Source organism: Pseudomonas sp. S2_A10, assembly GCF_054668465.1.
Map to the genome: position 1 here is coordinate 5,145,526 of NZ_CP162773.1, position 14,082 is coordinate 5,159,607.

Annotated in this window: 21 protein-coding genes and 1 pseudogene; 17 read left to right on the plus strand and 5 right to left on the minus strand. The window is 58.4% G+C overall.

The window, feature by feature from the left end:
* Position 1: 1 nt before the first annotated feature.
* Together AB4N41_RS23030 and AB4N41_RS23035 are read left to right on the plus strand one after the other, a co-directional pair.
* Positions 2-187, plus strand: a complete 186-nt coding sequence (locus AB4N41_RS23030) for a hypothetical protein (RefSeq protein ID WP_016774922.1) — start codon at positions 2-4, stop codon at positions 185-187.
* A 140-nt stretch (positions 188-327) separates the two neighbouring features.
* Positions 328-615 carry a hypothetical protein gene (locus AB4N41_RS23035; protein ID WP_016774923.1) on the plus strand — a complete coding sequence of 96 codons (288 nt, stop codon included), beginning with the start codon at positions 328-330 and terminating at the stop codon, positions 613-615.
* A gap of 3 nt (positions 616-618) precedes the next feature.
* Here the strand turns inward: AB4N41_RS23035 and AB4N41_RS23040 are convergent, their stop codons facing one another.
* Together AB4N41_RS23040 and AB4N41_RS23045 are read right to left on the minus strand one after the other, a co-directional pair.
* On the minus strand, positions 619-849 hold the full coding sequence (locus AB4N41_RS23040; RefSeq protein WP_016774924.1) for a hypothetical protein: 231 nt from the start codon (positions 847-849) through the stop codon (positions 619-621).
* A 72-nt stretch (positions 850-921) separates the two neighbouring features.
* Complete coding sequence (locus AB4N41_RS23045; RefSeq protein ID WP_016774925.1) at positions 922-1,278, minus strand: hypothetical protein; 357 nt, start codon at positions 1,276-1,278, stop codon at positions 922-924.
* Between the two features lie 211 nt (positions 1,279-1,489).
* Here AB4N41_RS23045 and AB4N41_RS23050 point away from each other — a divergent pair, with 211 nt between their 5' ends.
* The 4 genes from AB4N41_RS23050 to ada all read left to right on the plus strand — a co-directional run bounded on the left by AB4N41_RS23050 (position 1,490) and on the right by ada (position 3,813).
* The gene (locus tag AB4N41_RS23050; protein ID WP_007912251.1) at positions 1,490-1,792 is read left to right on the plus strand and encodes a DUF1883 domain-containing protein; all 303 of its coding nucleotides are present in this window, start codon (positions 1,490-1,492) and stop codon (positions 1,790-1,792) included.
* A 28-nt stretch (positions 1,793-1,820) separates the two neighbouring features.
* Entirely contained in the window at positions 1,821-1,991 is a 171-nt protein-coding gene (locus tag AB4N41_RS23055; RefSeq protein ID WP_016774926.1) for a hypothetical protein, read from the plus strand.
* Between the two features lie 8 nt (positions 1,992-1,999).
* On the plus strand, positions 2,000-2,671 hold the full coding sequence (gene alkB / locus AB4N41_RS23060; protein WP_056789629.1) for a DNA oxidative demethylase AlkB: 672 nt from the start codon (positions 2,000-2,002) through the stop codon (positions 2,669-2,671).
* Positions 2,672-2,751: 80 nt separating this feature from the next.
* Positions 2,752-3,813: a bifunctional DNA-binding transcriptional regulator/O6-methylguanine-DNA methyltransferase Ada gene (gene ada / locus AB4N41_RS23065; protein WP_252876401.1), complete on the plus strand. Its 1,062-nt coding sequence runs from the start codon at positions 2,752-2,754 to the stop codon at positions 3,811-3,813.
* On the opposite strand, the gene acuI is transcribed toward ada, so the two are convergent.
* Positions 3,803-4,786 carry an acrylyl-CoA reductase (NADPH) gene (gene acuI, locus AB4N41_RS23070; protein ID WP_252876402.1) on the minus strand — a complete coding sequence of 328 codons (984 nt, stop codon included), beginning with the start codon at positions 4,784-4,786 and terminating at the stop codon, positions 3,803-3,805. The genes ada and acuI overlap by 11 nt on opposite strands.
* 206 nt (positions 4,787-4,992) lie before the next feature.
* Here acuI and AB4N41_RS23075 point away from each other — a divergent pair, with 206 nt between their 5' ends.
* The 10 genes and pseudogenes from AB4N41_RS23075 to AB4N41_RS23120 all read left to right on the plus strand — a co-directional run bounded on the left by AB4N41_RS23075 (position 4,993) and on the right by AB4N41_RS23120 (position 12,315).
* Positions 4,993-6,057, plus strand: a complete 1,065-nt coding sequence (locus AB4N41_RS23075) for an NAD(P)H-dependent flavin oxidoreductase (protein ID WP_252876403.1) — start codon at positions 4,993-4,995, stop codon at positions 6,055-6,057.
* Between the two features lie 133 nt (positions 6,058-6,190).
* Complete coding sequence (gene modA, locus AB4N41_RS23080; RefSeq protein WP_252876404.1) at positions 6,191-6,958, plus strand: molybdate ABC transporter substrate-binding protein; 768 nt, start codon at positions 6,191-6,193, stop codon at positions 6,956-6,958.
* Complete coding sequence (gene modB, locus AB4N41_RS23085) at positions 6,959-7,639, plus strand: molybdate ABC transporter permease subunit (protein WP_076562644.1); 681 nt, start codon at positions 6,959-6,961, stop codon at positions 7,637-7,639.
* A gap of 3 nt (positions 7,640-7,642) precedes the next feature.
* The gene (modC, locus tag AB4N41_RS23090; RefSeq protein ID WP_252876406.1) at positions 7,643-8,722 is read left to right on the plus strand and encodes a molybdenum ABC transporter ATP-binding protein; all 1,080 of its coding nucleotides are present in this window, start codon (positions 7,643-7,645) and stop codon (positions 8,720-8,722) included.
* Positions 8,723-8,793: 71 nt separating this feature from the next.
* Complete coding sequence (locus AB4N41_RS23095; RefSeq protein WP_056789610.1) at positions 8,794-9,831, plus strand: DNA topoisomerase IB; 1,038 nt, start codon at positions 8,794-8,796, stop codon at positions 9,829-9,831.
* A gap of 161 nt (positions 9,832-9,992) precedes the next feature.
* The gene (locus AB4N41_RS23100) at positions 9,993-10,223 is read left to right on the plus strand and encodes a hypothetical protein (protein ID WP_016774936.1); all 231 of its coding nucleotides are present in this window, start codon (positions 9,993-9,995) and stop codon (positions 10,221-10,223) included.
* Between the two features lie 309 nt (positions 10,224-10,532).
* Positions 10,533-10,649, plus strand: a pseudogene (locus AB4N41_RS23105) (con-10 family general stress protein); the annotation flags it as partial.
* A gap of 376 nt (positions 10,650-11,025) precedes the next feature.
* Positions 11,026-11,577 carry an ATP-dependent Clp protease proteolytic subunit gene (locus tag AB4N41_RS23110; RefSeq protein ID WP_041480149.1) on the plus strand — a complete coding sequence of 184 codons (552 nt, stop codon included), beginning with the start codon at positions 11,026-11,028 and terminating at the stop codon, positions 11,575-11,577.
* Between the two features lie 232 nt (positions 11,578-11,809).
* Positions 11,810-12,067 (plus strand): DUF6555 family protein, encoded by a 258-nt coding sequence (locus AB4N41_RS23115; protein WP_056789607.1) that lies wholly within the window; start codon positions 11,810-11,812, stop codon positions 12,065-12,067.
* Complete coding sequence (locus AB4N41_RS23120; protein ID WP_252876407.1) at positions 12,064-12,315, plus strand: hypothetical protein; 252 nt, start codon at positions 12,064-12,066, stop codon at positions 12,313-12,315. The genes AB4N41_RS23115 and AB4N41_RS23120 overlap by 4 nt, the downstream gene beginning before the upstream one ends.
* A 12-nt stretch (positions 12,316-12,327) precedes the next feature.
* Here AB4N41_RS23120 and AB4N41_RS23125 read toward each other — a convergent pair whose 3' ends face one another.
* Positions 12,328-12,741 (minus strand): cupin domain-containing protein, encoded by a 414-nt coding sequence (locus AB4N41_RS23125; protein ID WP_150635125.1) that lies wholly within the window; start codon positions 12,739-12,741, stop codon positions 12,328-12,330.
* Positions 12,742-12,956: 215 nt separating this feature from the next.
* On the opposite strand from AB4N41_RS23125, the gene AB4N41_RS23130 reads away from it, so the two are divergent.
* Positions 12,957-13,337: a RidA family protein gene (locus tag AB4N41_RS23130; protein ID WP_024013136.1), complete on the plus strand. Its 381-nt coding sequence runs from the start codon at positions 12,957-12,959 to the stop codon at positions 13,335-13,337.
* 164 nt (positions 13,338-13,501) lie between these two features.
* Here AB4N41_RS23130 and AB4N41_RS23135 read toward each other — a convergent pair whose 3' ends face one another.
* Positions 13,502-13,978 carry a hypothetical protein gene (locus AB4N41_RS23135; RefSeq protein ID WP_252876408.1) on the minus strand — a complete coding sequence of 159 codons (477 nt, stop codon included), beginning with the start codon at positions 13,976-13,978 and terminating at the stop codon, positions 13,502-13,504.
* Between the last annotated feature and the right edge of the window lie 104 nt (positions 13,979-14,082).

A 14,082-nucleotide genomic window follows, 5' to 3' on the forward strand; every position in this document is an offset into this window, starting at 1 on the left:
GATGGCTGCGGTAAAAATCATCAACGGGTATGTGATCGACAAAAAAGACGGCAAGTGGACGCTGACCACTACCAATGGCGAACATATCGCCGGGCCTTTCGACAGCGAGCAGATGGCGACAGATGTGGCCTCGGTGTTCACTGATACGCCTGCTTCTTCCAAGCGCCGAGGCAAAGATCAGGACTGATCCTTTTAGCACTTGCGCCAAGCCCTGCCAGCATGCAGGGCTTTTTTGTGCTTTGTTGGCAAACAAGTGGCCAATCGCTATAACCTTTTCATCGCGGCGCTGTCAGAGCAACCAGTCCCCCACTTGAAGACCTCGCAACCATGAATCTGAACAAACTGCAGCCGCTTTTCGCGGTATTGGTACTGAGCGGCTGTGCCACTTCGCAGCCCACCTATCTGAACAATGGCGAACAGGGTCTGAGCATCGACTGTTCCGGCGAAGCCAACTCATGGGCCATGTGCTACGAAAAGGCCGATGCATCCTGCGCCGGCACCGGCTATCGCATCGTCGGCACTGATGGCACACCGGCGCCCAAGGAAGATGACAAAACCCTGGGCGTTGACGTTGGCAACTACAAGACGCGCAACGTCGTGGTCGTCTGCAAGTAAGCCTTACATGTGGATTTCGGCGAATTTGATCCCGAGGCCACGGACGACCTCGATCAGGTCGTCGAGCCGATTGAAAGACTCGACTTCATCATTGTCATCCACCAAAAAGTAGCTGCGCCCTGCACTCTTCTTGAAAAACACGATCCATTCACCCGGATTCGCCGGGTTCTGGATGACATGAGTGGCAGAGATAAGGCCCTCTGCGTGGCGCTCCCGCACGTGCTCTCGCTTCATTGCGACTCCATAAATGACAATGCCGCCACAGCAGGACTGTGACGGCATCGGGTGCTGATGTTCGCTAGTCTATCAGCCGGAAATACAGGCGTTCGCAGCTTTCTGTACATCGCGAGGGCGAACCGGCACGTTGGACATGCGCTCATGCAGCTTGATGCTGCTGCCGCCGGCGCGATCCTCGATATCAAACACGGCTGCCGGGCCTGACGAAAGTTTGCCGGGAACGATGACTCGTACACCGTCCTTCTGCGGCTGGACTTGCAACGCACCACGACTGTCAGCGAGCTTGTCGGTCAGACACTGCGCATACTCCTGGGGCTTTTTGCCGGAGATCACGCTCATGGTTGGCAGCGTTTCATTGATTTCGGAAACATTTGCACAACCGGCCATCGCCAGAATCAACGGCACACACACCACACCCCACTTCATAGAAATCCTCCGTTAAAGACCGTCCGACAGCACAAATGCCGCTTTTCTCCGGGGCCTTGTGCATTTAACCCGCCCGCCATGGCGAAGTTCTGTTCAAAATTTGTCAAAGCAACGCCCGACGGCCAGATAATAACCCGTGCGGGCTGATAAACTGCGCCCATCGACAAGCTATCGTTTTGATTTAGTAGAAAAAGCCCTTCTGGAGGCGCCCATGAAATTCATTCACCAGCGCGAGCACCTCAACGAAGACGACATCGTCGTCATTCAATGCTCGCAGATGTGCAACATCCGTTTGATGAACGACGCCAACTTCCGCAGCTTCAAAAACGGCGGCCGTCACACCTACCACGGCGGCGCGTTCGACACGTTCCCGGCACGCATCACCGCACCGAGCACCGGCTTCTGGAACATCACCATCGACACCGTCAACCGCCGCGCAATCAGCGTGACGCGCAAGCCGACGCTGACCCACTCGATCAAGATCATCCGTCGCTCCAGCACTAAACTGAGCTGAGACGCGCAGCCTATTCTGAAAGGGAAACATGACCGTGGCGCAAAAAACCAAATACGTGATCAAGTACAAACTGGACGGTGAACAGCGTTTCGAATTCGCTGAACTGGAAACCGGCACTGACGAGGAAGCGAAGGCGGCGCTGAAGAAAATGCACGCTGACGAAGAGCTCAGTGACATCAAGGTCAGCAAAGCGCTGTAACCAACACCATGCAACCGACCACGTTTGACCTGTTCGCCGACAACGAACCCGTACAGCAAGCCCGCGCCGAGCAGATCGGCGAACAATCGTGGGTGCTGCGCGGGTTCGCCTTGCCGCAGGTCGAGCAACTGCTGACCGGGCTCGACGCCATTCTTGCCGCCGCCCCGCTACGCCACATGGTCACGCCCGGCGGTTTCAGCATGTCGGTCGGCACCAGCAGTTGCGGACAGCTGGGCTGGATCACCGATCGCAGCGGTTACCGCTATTCCAGCGTCGATCCACTCAGCGGCTTGCCGTGGCCGTCGATGCCGGCGGTGTTTGCCGATCTGGCGCACGAGGCGGCGGAACGCGCCGGGTTTACGGATTTTCAAGCCGACTCCTGCCTGATCAACCAGTACGTCCCCGGCGCCAAGATGTCGCTGCATCAGGACAAGGACGAAAAAGGTTATGCCGCGCCCATCGTTTCGCTGTCGCTAGGTTTGCCGGCAATGTTTCTGTTCGGCGGCTTCGAACGCAGCGATAAAACCCAGCGCATTCCGCTGTTGCATGGCGACATGGTGGTCTGGGGCGGCGTGGACCGCCTGCGCTATCACGGCGTGCTGCCAATCAAACCTGGCCGTCACCCGCTCTTGGGCGAGCGGCGCATCAACATCACCTTCCGCGTCGCGGGCGTTCAATAAAAGTTTGACCGCAAGGCGCGGAGTGTTGCGGGTTACGATGCTGGTTAACCTGACTCAAACAGGTCAACGGATCCCCTCTCATGGACACGCTTTCGAAGACAATCAGCATTGAGCACGATCCTCGCTGGGCCGCTGTGGTGGCGCGCGATCCGCGTGCCGACGGGCAATTTGTCTATGCGGTCAAAACCACTGGCATCTATTGCCGGCCGAGCAGTCTGGCGCGCCTGCCGAAACCGCAGAACGTCGAGTTTTTCGACAGCGCCGAACTGGCCGAAGCTGCCGGGTATCGGCCAAGCAAACGCGCCAGCAAGGATCAGAGTGATGCGCAGCATGCAGCGATCGTGGCTGCAGCCTGTCGGCAGATCGAGACCTGTGAGACGCTGCCGGCGCTCAACAGCCTCGCGGCCACCGCTGGCCTCAGCCCTTTTCATTTCCACCGGCTATTCAAAGCCGCGACCGGCCTGACGCCCAAGGCTTACGCCACGGCGCATCGCTCACGCAAACTGCGTGCGCGCCTGGCGGACGGCGGCTCGGTGACCGACGCGCTGTATGACGCTGGCTTCAATTCCAACAGCCGCTTTTACGAATCAGCCGATCAACTGCTGGGCATGAAGCCCACCGATTACCGCGCCGCCGGGCAGAACAACGACATTCGCTTTGCCGTTGGCCAATGCTCGCTGGGGGCGATTCTGGTGGCGCAAAGCGAACGTGGGATCTGCGCGATTCTGCTCGGCGACGATCCGCATCAGCTGGTCTGCAACCTGCAGGATCAGTTTCGCAAGGCCAACCTGATCGGCGCCGACCGCGAATTTGAACAGTTGATCGCCAGCGTCGTCGGCTTTGTCGAAGCGCCCGCGACGGGCCTGAAATTGCCGCTGGATATACGCGGCACAGCGTTTCAGGAGCGCGTCTGGCAGGCGCTGCGCGAGATCCCGCCAGGCAGCACGGCCAGTTACGCCGAGATCGCGCAACGCATCGGCGCGCCGACTTCGATGCGTGCGGTGGCCCAGGCTTGCGGGGCCAACCGTTTGGCGGTGGCGATTCCCTGCCACCGCGTGGTGCGCAGTGACGGCAATCTTTCCGGCTACCGCTGGGGCGTCGAGCGCAAACGCCAACTGCTTGAGCGCGAACTCAACGATTGACGTCGACCACCACCCTGCCCCGCAGTTGCCCGGCGAGTAATCTGGGCGCGGCCTCAAGGGCTTCGCTCAAGCTGATTTCGTGACTGATCAATTGCAATAACGAGAAATCCAGATCCTTGGCCAGTCGGCCCCAGGCCTCGATACGGTGCGCCTTGGGCTGGGTCACGCTGTTGATCCCGGCCAGCGTTACGCCGCGCAGAATGAACGGTGCTACCGAGGCCGGGAAATCCATGCCTTGCGCCAACCCGCATGCCGCGACCACGCCTTCCGAGCGTGTGCTGGCGCAAGCATTCGCCAGCGTATGACTACCGACCGAATCGACCACCGCCGCCCAGCGCTCTTTCGCCAACGGCTTGCCCGGTTCGGACAAGGTGGCTCGATCGATAATGTCGGCAGCACCCAATTGCTGCAGGTATTCATGCTCGGATACACGGCCGGTGGATGCCACCACGCGGTATCCCAACTTGCTGAGCAAGGCGATGGCAAAGCTGCCGACCCCGCCATTGGCGCCGGTGACCAGCACTTCGCCGTGATCCGGTGTCAGGCCATGGCGCTCCAGTGCCAGAATGCACAGCATTGCCGTGTAGCCTGCGGTGCCGATGGCCATGGCTTGCGCCGGGGTGAAAGCTTCGGGCAGTGGAATCAGCCAGTCACCGTTGAGCCGGGCCTTTTGCGCCAGTCCGCCCCAGTGGCTTTCACCGACGCCCCAGCCGTTGAGCAGCACCTGATCGCCCGCCTTGAAATCGGCATGCGAACTGGACTCGACAGTCCCCGCCAGATCGATCCCCGGAACCATGGGGAACTTGCGCACCACCGGGCTACTGCCGGTGATCGCCAGGCCGTCTTTGAAATTCAGGGTGCTGTACGCGACGTTCACGCTGACGTTGCCTTCGGGCAGTTGCTGCTCATCGATTTGCTGCAGATTGGCGCGATAACCGCTGTCGTCTTTGTCGATCAGAATGGCATTGAACATGACGGCCCCTCGAAAATAATGGGAAGAAAGCGTGCCCTGAAATAACACATCGCAACACATTGCCACACTCGACTTTCGCTAAGCCACCCGCACCGACGCTGAAAAACTGCACGTAATGTTCAGAATTTCAGACTGGCCCCGCAGCCGGTTTTGCTGCTAAAACCGCTTGCCGTCCCTGCCCGTTTCATCGTTCGGAGAATTGCTTTATGAGCCAGTGGCCAGACACCCGTATCCTTGATCTTCTCGGTATCGAACTGCCGATCATCCAAGGCCCGATGGCCGGTGCGACCAATTCTTCGATGGTGATTGCCGTGTGCAATGCCGGCGGCCTCGGTTCAATGCCGGCAGCGATGCTGAGCATCGAGCAACTGCGCGAAGAACTGAAGACGATTCGCCAGCACACCACCAAGCCGTTCAACGTCAATTTCTTCTGCCATCAGCCACCGGCGCCTGATGAGCAGCGAGCCCGGGACTGGAAAAATCTGCTCGAACCTTACTACCGCGAACTCGGTGCCGATTTCGAGGCGCCGACGCCGGTGTCCAACCGTGCTCCTTTCGACGAGACTGCGTGTGCCGTGCTCGAAGAATTCCGCCCCGAAGTGGTGAGTTTTCATTTCGGGTTGCCGGAGAAAAATCTGCTTGATCGGGTCAAGGCAACCGGGGCGAAAATCCTTTCGTCTGCCACCACGGTCGAAGAAGCGATCTGGCTGGAGCAACACGGCTGCGATGCGATCATCGCCATGGGTTATGAGGCGGGCGGGCATCGCGGGATGTTTCTCAGCGATGATCTGAGCAGCCAGGTCGGCACCTTTGCATTGGTGCCGCAGGTGGTCGACGCGGTGAAAGTGCCGGTGATTGCGGCGGGCGCGATCAGCGATGCCCGGGGTGTTGCGGCGGCGTTGATGCTCGGCGCCTCGGCGGTGCAAGTTGGTACGGCGTACCTGTTCACGCCGGAAGCCAAAGTCAGCGCCTCACATCACAAGGCCCTGCGCACCGCCAAGGAAAGCCAGACCGCCATCACCAACATTTTCACCGGACGTCCGGCGCGGGGCATTGTCAATCGGGCGATGCGTGAACTCGGCCCGATGTCAGCGCAAGCGCCAGCCTTTCCGTTGGCCGGCGGCGCGCTGATGCCGCTGCGAGCCAAGGATGACGCCGATTTTGCCAATCTGTGGGCCGGTCAGGCGCTGACGTTGGGCAAGGATATCGGTAGCGCTGAACTGACCCGGCAACTCGCCGAGGGCGCATTGGCGAAACTCAACCGTCATTGAATTTACGCGGCGAGCGGATTTAATCCCTCGCCACTTGGCGGCATATCGCTATATATTTCCGTATACAGCGATTGCGCCCGTGTATCGGCGTTATCCAAAGCAAAGCATTCAATGCCGATCACGGAGCCTTTACATGACACCTGCTGCCACACGCCTCGCCCCTGCCTGTCTCGCCTCATTCCTCACATTTTTCAGCATCAGTGCCGCGCAAGCTGACGAAGTGCAAGTGGCGGTCGCCGCCAATTTCACCGCGCCAATCCAGGCCATCGCTGCCGATTTCGAAAAAGACACCGGGCACAAATTGGTTGCTGCTTACGGCGCAACCGGCCAGTTCTACACCCAGATCAAAAACGGCGCGCCCTTCCAAGTGTTTCTCGCAGCTGACGACAGCACCCCGGCAAAACTCGAACAGGAAGGCGAAACCGTCAAAGGCTCGCGCTTCACCTACGCCATTGGCACCCTGGCGCTGTGGTCGGCAAAAGAAGGTTATGTGGATGCACAGGGTGACGTGCTGAAAACCAACCAATACCAGCACTTGTCCATCGCCAACCCGAAAGCCGCGCCATACGGTCTCGCCGCCACCCAGGTGCTGGAAAAACTCCAGTTGAGCGAAGCCACGAAAAGCAAAATCGTCGAAGGCCAGAACATTACTCAGGCCTACCAGTTCGTCTCCACCGGCAACGCCGAACTAGGCTTTGTGGCGCTGTCGCAAATCTTCAAGAACGGCAAAATCAGCAGCGGCTCGGCATGGATTGTTCCGGCCACCCTGCATGATCCGATCAAACAGGACGCGGTGATCTTGAACAAAGGCAAGGACAGCGCTGCTGCCAAGTCCCTGATCGATTATCTCAAAGGCCCGAAAGCCGCTGCGGTGATCAAATCCTTCGGATATGAACTGTAAATGTCGCTGACCAGTGCCGACTTCGCCGCGATCTGGCTGACCCTGAAACTGGCGTCGCTGACCACCGTGATTCTGCTGGTGATCGGCACGCCGATCGCGTTATGGCTGTCGCGCACCTCGTCGTGGTTGCGCGGCCCGATTGGCGCCATCGTCGCCCTGCCGCTGGTGCTGCCGCCGACGGTGATCGGCTTTTATCTGTTGCTGGCGCTGGGGCCGCACGGTTTTCTCGGCCAGTTCACTCAATGGCTGGGGCTGGGCACGCTGACGTTCAGTTTCACCGGGCTGGTCATCGGCTCGGTAATCTACTCCATGCCTTTCGTGGTGCAACCGCTGCAAAACGCTTTCTCGGCAATCGGCACCCGCCCGCTGGAAGTCGCCGCGACGTTGCGCGCCAATCCTTGGGACACGTTCTTCAGCGTGATCCTGCCGCTGGCGCGCCCCGGTTTCATCACCGCAGCGATCCTCGGTTTTGCCCACACCGTCGGTGAATTCGGCGTGGTGCTGATGATCGGCGGCAACATTCCCGACAAGACCCGCGTGGTCTCGGTGCAGATTTACGACCACGTCGAAGCGCTGGAATATGCCCAGGCGCACTGGCTGTCCGGGGCGATGCTGGTGTTCTCGTTTCTGGTGTTGCTGGCGCTGTATTCCAGCCGCAAAACCCGCGCAGGCTGGAGCTGATCGATGATTGATGTACGCCTGAAACGCACTTATCCGGGGTTCGAACTGGATGTTGATCTGCAAGTGCCGGGCCGGGGCGTCACTTCGCTGTTTGGCGATTCCGGCTCGGGCAAAACCACTTGCCTGCGCTGCATCGCCGGGCTGGAGCGCGCCGAGCAGGGTTTTGTGCAGATCAATGACGAGATCTGGCAGGACAGCGCCAACGGCATCTTCGTACCGCCGCATAAACGTGCGCTTGGCTACGTGTTTCAGGAAGCCAGCCTGTTCCCGCATCTGTCGGTGCTGGCCAATCTGGAGTTTGGTCTCAAACGCATCGCCAAGTCGCAACGCCGGGTCAATATCAACCAAGCGACCGAACTGCTCGGCATCGGCCATTTGCTTGAGCGTCACCCGCAGCATCTGTCCGGCGGCGAACGACAGCGCGTCGGCATCGCCCGCGCCCTGCTGACCAGCCCGAAACTGCTGCTGATGGACGAACCACTGGCGGCTCTCGACAGCCGGCGCAAGAGCGAAATCTTGCCGTACCTGCAACGCCTGCACGACGAACTGGATATTCCGCTGCTGTACGTCAGCCATGCCCAGGATGAAGTCGCGCGTCTGGCTGATCATCTGGTATTGCTCCGTGACGGCAAAGCCCTCGCCAGCGGCCCGATCGGTGAGACCCTCGCACGCCTGGATCTGCCCTTGGCAATGGGTGATGACGCCGGGGTGATCATCGAAGGTCAGGTCAGCGCCTACGACGCCACCTATCAATTGCTCAGCCTGCAACTGCCAGCTACCGAAATGAACATTCGCGTCACCCACGCGCCGATGGCCGTGGGCCAAGCCCTGCGCTGCAAGGTGCACGCCCGTGACATCAGCCTGGCGCTGAACAATGATGCGGCCAGCAGCATTCTCAATCGTCTGCCCGTTACCGTCATCAGCGAACAGGCCGCTGACAACAGTGCCCATGTGCTGATCCGCCTCGATGCCGGCGGCACGCCGCTGCTGGCGCGGATCACCCGCTTCTCGCGTGACCAATTGGGCGTGCACCCGGGCCAGCGGCTGTGGGCGCAGATCAAGGCGGTGGCGGTGCTCGCGTAAATCATTCGGCACGACGGCCAGCGCCTGCGGTCAATCAGTTACAGACTGCCGTATGACCGAAGGAAACCGCCATGCCCGATACCGTGCTGACAGATGCCCTGCCCGCCGATCTGCATTACGTCGATGACACTCAGCCTGGTATCACCCGGAAAAAACTGCGCGGTAAGTTCGTCTATTTCGAACCGTCGGGCCAGCGCATCAGCGATCCGGACGAAATCAAACGCATCAATGCCCTCGCGGTGCCGCCGGCTTACACCGATGTGTGGATCTGCGCCGACCCGTGCGGCCATTTGCAGGCCACTGGCCGCGATGCGCGCGGGCGCAAGCAATACCGTTATCACGCACGCTGGCGCGAAGTGCGCGACGCCGACAAATACTCGCGCCTGCGAGAGTTCGGCCTGGCCCTGCCCAAACTGCGGCGCCAGCTTGAGGCGCTGCTCGACGCCCCGGGCTTCAGCCGCGACAAGGTCATGGCCACGGTCATCACCTTGCTCGACGCCACGCTGATCCGCGTCGGCAATACCCAATATGCGCGAGACAATCGCTCTTATGGCCTGACCACGCTGCGCAGCCGCCACGTCGAGGTCAATGGCAGCGCGATCCTGTTCCAGTTCCGCGGCAAGAGCGGCATCGAGCACCAGATTACCGTCAAGGATCGGCGTCTGGCGCGAATCATCAAGCGCTGCCTGGAAATTCCCGGGCAAAACCTGTTTCAGTACCTTGATGAACACGGCGAACGGCACACTGTCACCTCCTCCGACGTAAACGCCTATCTGCAAAAGCTCACCGGCGCTGAATTCACCGCCAAGGACTACCGCACCTGGGCGGGCAGCGCATTGGCTTTGGCAGTGCTGCGCGAGCTGCAGCATGAGTCGGAAACCGAGGCCAAGCGCCATGTGGTCGAAGCCGTGAAGAACGTCGCCAAACAGCTGGGCAACACGCCAGCGGTGTGCCGCAAATGCTACATCCACCCTGCGGTGCTCGAACATTTCATGCTCGGCGCGCTCGCCGAACTGCCCCGCCCGAGAGTGCGCAAAGGCCTGCGCGCTGAGGAAGTAGCCTTGGCGATGTTTCTCGAGCGGATGTGTGAGGTGAGCGAGGCGTCCTGAGTCGCACAACCCCCCTGCAGGCTCACTCCTACAAGATTTGCCGATGAGCTGAGCCGGGTATTTTTTGCACGATCGCGCAGGGCTTCTATAGTTGATCTGAAGGTTCGCGCCACGCGGGCTTTTTGTTGCAACTCAGCCGTTTCAGCGAACGGAGGTGTTTCATGTCCGAGAAAGAGTCCATCACCACCCTCCTCACCCTGCTCGACGCCCGTCAGGCGCGCCTGGCAGCCGCCTGCAAAGAGATCGCCGACTGGGTTGATCATCAGGGCGGGCATCCGACAGCTTTGCGCATTCGCGACCGACTGCATGACATCGAAAAAGATGCGCCGCTTATTCGCGATACGCTTTCGACGCTCAAGCCAATTGATCGGCCGTTGCCACGATTCAGATAGTCGAGGTTCAATTAACTTCAACAACTGGCTCGGCGTCGGTGTAACTGTTTTTCTTTATTATCCATTGCGATTGAGCGTAGCCCCTTTAGTTATATGTGCACTACTGGCCAATACAAGTTGAAAGTGCAGGCACCGCTCATCGGATCAATTAAAAAAAATCAAAACACCGTGAACCGATATGCAATCGAAGTAGGTGTCCATGACGAAAACGGACATCACTAGCGAAACGTTAATAGATATCGGAGAGCTATCATGACTACCGGAAATAAAAATACAGGTAACGCCGGCAACGATCGTGACAAGATGCAAGAGTCCGGGAAAAAAGGCGGACAGTCTGGCGGCAACTTCGCCAACGATCGTGAAAAAGCATCCGAGGCAGGTCGCAAAGGCGGACAATCCAGCCACAGTGGAGGTCGCAAGTCGTAAATGAGCGGTACAAGGGCAGCCTCGCTGCCCTTGTAATATTCGACGGAGCGCATAGATGACCACCTCCATACATACTCCTCCAAGCCAGTTACACCAACACGAAGGCGCTGAAGTTGTTCCAGAAGCGACGCGCAGCTCCCCGGAGAAACTGCCGGACGACGCTGGGTCTTCGTGCATTGAAAGAAAACCTGGCCACCCGCAGCACAGCGATCGTGCCCAACATGAATGTTACGAGCGCAGGCAGTTGAACGTTGACTCTGAAAACTCTCGAGAAACGGAAACGACGCCAACGTACGAACGCTGCTCCTGACTGACGGGCACCAGTCCTTGCGCAAAGAGCCCGTTCGCAGAGCCCCGGCCCGTCGAGGAAATTGCCATGCCTGTTCACGTGATTAACTTTACCGGCCCGATCAATGCTTCGACTTGCGGTCAGCTGATTGATAGAGCCTCGCGTGCGGTAAAGGAAGATGCCCCCAGGTTGATTCTGAACATCGCTACCATGGGTGGCGAATGCAGTTACGGTTTTACGATGTACAACTTTCTGATGGCGCTGCCCGTCCCGGTACACACGCATAACCTGGGAACGGTCGAGTCGATGGGCAATATCGTTTTCCTCGCCGGCCAGCGCCGCACTGCGTGCACTCATAGCAAGTTTCTGTTTCACCCTTTTCATTGGCACTTGCAGGGAGCGGTTGATCATTCGCGCATGTCGGAATATGCCATGAGCCTGGATTACGACTTGCATCTGTACGCGCAGATTGTCGCCGAGCGTACCAGTAACGGGAAAAATGCATTGGAGACAGAGAAATACCTGACAGCGGCTCCGCGCATTATCAATCCTGAAGAAGCTTTGCATGCCGGGTTGATTACAGCGGTTGAAGACACCGAGATTCACGCAGACTTTGTCTGCTCATGCATTTACTCCTGAAGCCCCTTCTGAATAACGCGCCGTTTTAGGTGCGTTTCATTCTATTCAGCTCGCCACTCTGAGCAGCGACATTACAAGATCATGTAGTGCATTGACGCCTCAACTTGTACACGCCCCAACGGGCGGTATAACGCAAAACAAGCGGCGTATGCCGGTCATCCCAGCCAAAAGAATTTTCTCTGAATTATTCATTTCGCCAGACATCCCTCTTTTTAACAGCCGGAGGAAATGTATGAGCGCAGTGGACTTGTACGTGATCGAGTACCTGTTACATGGAAAGCCCAGGTCATTCGTCATTCGCACAAAAAACATGAACAACGCCGAAGCGTGGCAGTGGGCAAGTTGCGACGCAGGAATCGCGCCCATCCCCCGCCCCGGTCGGCCTCCGTTGAAACGTTTTTCCAAACCGATGGCGGAGCGCTTTGGCGTGACCGGGGTGCAATGGCGCGAGTCGGTGCCTCTGGTGTGGGAGGAGGATCACGCAAAATGAATGAGCGCACGTTGAGATTCGGTTTCGGCCGATCCTGGGGTGACGAGATGGCAGAAAACGCCGCGATGTTCCGCGAGGCCGACCTGCTGGAAGAGGCGGCCTACAGAATCATTGAGCATGACGCCGACAGTCCTGAGGCCTGGGCTCGCTTCAGCGAAGCAAAAGCCTTGGCCGACGCCAAGCGAACGGCGGCCTATCAGGACTGGATGCGCATCAAGCGCGCAATGAGCAAGCCGCGCTCGAAATAGCAGCCTGACAGGTCATGGTTTGAGGATCAGCAGCGGCTCGCCTTTCGGCACGACGTAAGTGGCCAGTTCCACGCCCTTTTCGCTGCCAATGTTTTTCGCCACATGCGCCACGCCCGCCGGAATAAACAGGGAATCGCCGGCCTTGAGCGTAACCGGCGCCTGACCTTCGAGCTGGTATTCAAACGTGCCACTGATCACGTAGGCAACCTCAACGCCGGGGTGAGCATGCCGAGGCGAGGTGACGCCAGCATCAAAATCGATACGCGCCTGAATCACTTCGCGATTGTCAGCGCCGAGATCCTGGCGAACCAGATCAGTACGGCTCAGACCTTTCTGCCAACTCGTCGCCGGCGCATCTGCCGCATGGGCGAAACCGGCAAGGGAGGCGAAGACAACGGCAGAAGCCAGAAACAGTGGACGGTACATGGTGGTGCCCTCTTGAACGTAGTGTTGGTGTGAGGGCTACTTTGGGCTCGGCATGTAGGGCGGATGTGTCTCGAAGGCGCAGTTTGGTGTTGCCGTGTGTATCGGCTGAGCGGTGATACACGCTTATACAAACGTGTCGCGGTCCCCGTCCGGGCCATGGTGGGAAAGAATCTGTAAACTGCCGCAATCTTCATTCACCCAAACAAGAGATGCCCATGGCTAATCAAGACATCATCTTCACGCCTGATCCGGACACCGATTCGATTTCTTCCGACGTCGCCACCTTTGGCGGGATCATGGTCTCGACGCAAATCCCGACCCGCGCCGATGGCAGCCTGGAACTCGGCGGCATCACCGAGCAAAGCGAGTGCACGCTGCAAGCGCTGAAAGTCGCCTTGGAACGTGCTGGCAGTTCGATGGACCGGGTGCTGCACCTGACCATTTACCTCACCGACATGGGCGATCGCGGGGCTTTCAATGAAGTGTACAAACGCTATTTCGCCAAGCCTTGGCCAGTGCGGGCAGCGGTGGGCGTCGCCTCGCTGGCGGTTGAAGGGATGCGTGTGGAGGTGACGGCGATGGCGGCCAAGGGCTGATTTGCGGAAATACTGCGTAGGCTGCCGCCACGATTCCGGTTGCGGCGTACGCAGTGAAATACTCAAGGGCGCGCGCCAAACACAGCAGCCACCAGGATGCGGCCGTTTGGCATGCGCTGGCTCGCTCGTTGAGCGAATTGGCGTCAACGGTCTATTCACAAAACTTAAAGGGGACCGCTAGCTATAACAAACAGTTTACCTTCTGATACCCGGTATGTTTGCCCGCGGTGCTCGATTTCAAAATTGAATGTTGCCGTAATCGAATCGATGCCTTCTTCGTGTTTGCGAGCAAACTCTATTGTTCCTGTTTTCGCATATAAAATTTCATGCGACATAGTCATCAATCCCGCCACAGGGCTTCCGAACCCGCCAACTTCATGTCTACCGTCCGCAAGGGAGCGATCTATCACAAATGAAATAATCTCACCCACCTCGTCCGTAAAATATTGACCAATAACGCTGAACGTCTCCTTTGTGCCGAAATAGAGATGCCGAGTAGCGGAGAATATTGGCTTGCCTATGCCCGGATGATCGGGTGAAACGACCGCTTTGTAATACACTTCGGCCTTCTTCTGCGGACGCGATTTAAACGACGCGAAATCCGAGATACCAATCGTCGCGAAGGCGTTATTACCTTTCATGATATTAATCTCCAATGTCTTGCGTGATATAGGCCAGAGCGACTGTCCCGCTCCCACCTGATGTTCACGCTTTGGACGCGGACGGACAACTGACAGACTTTACA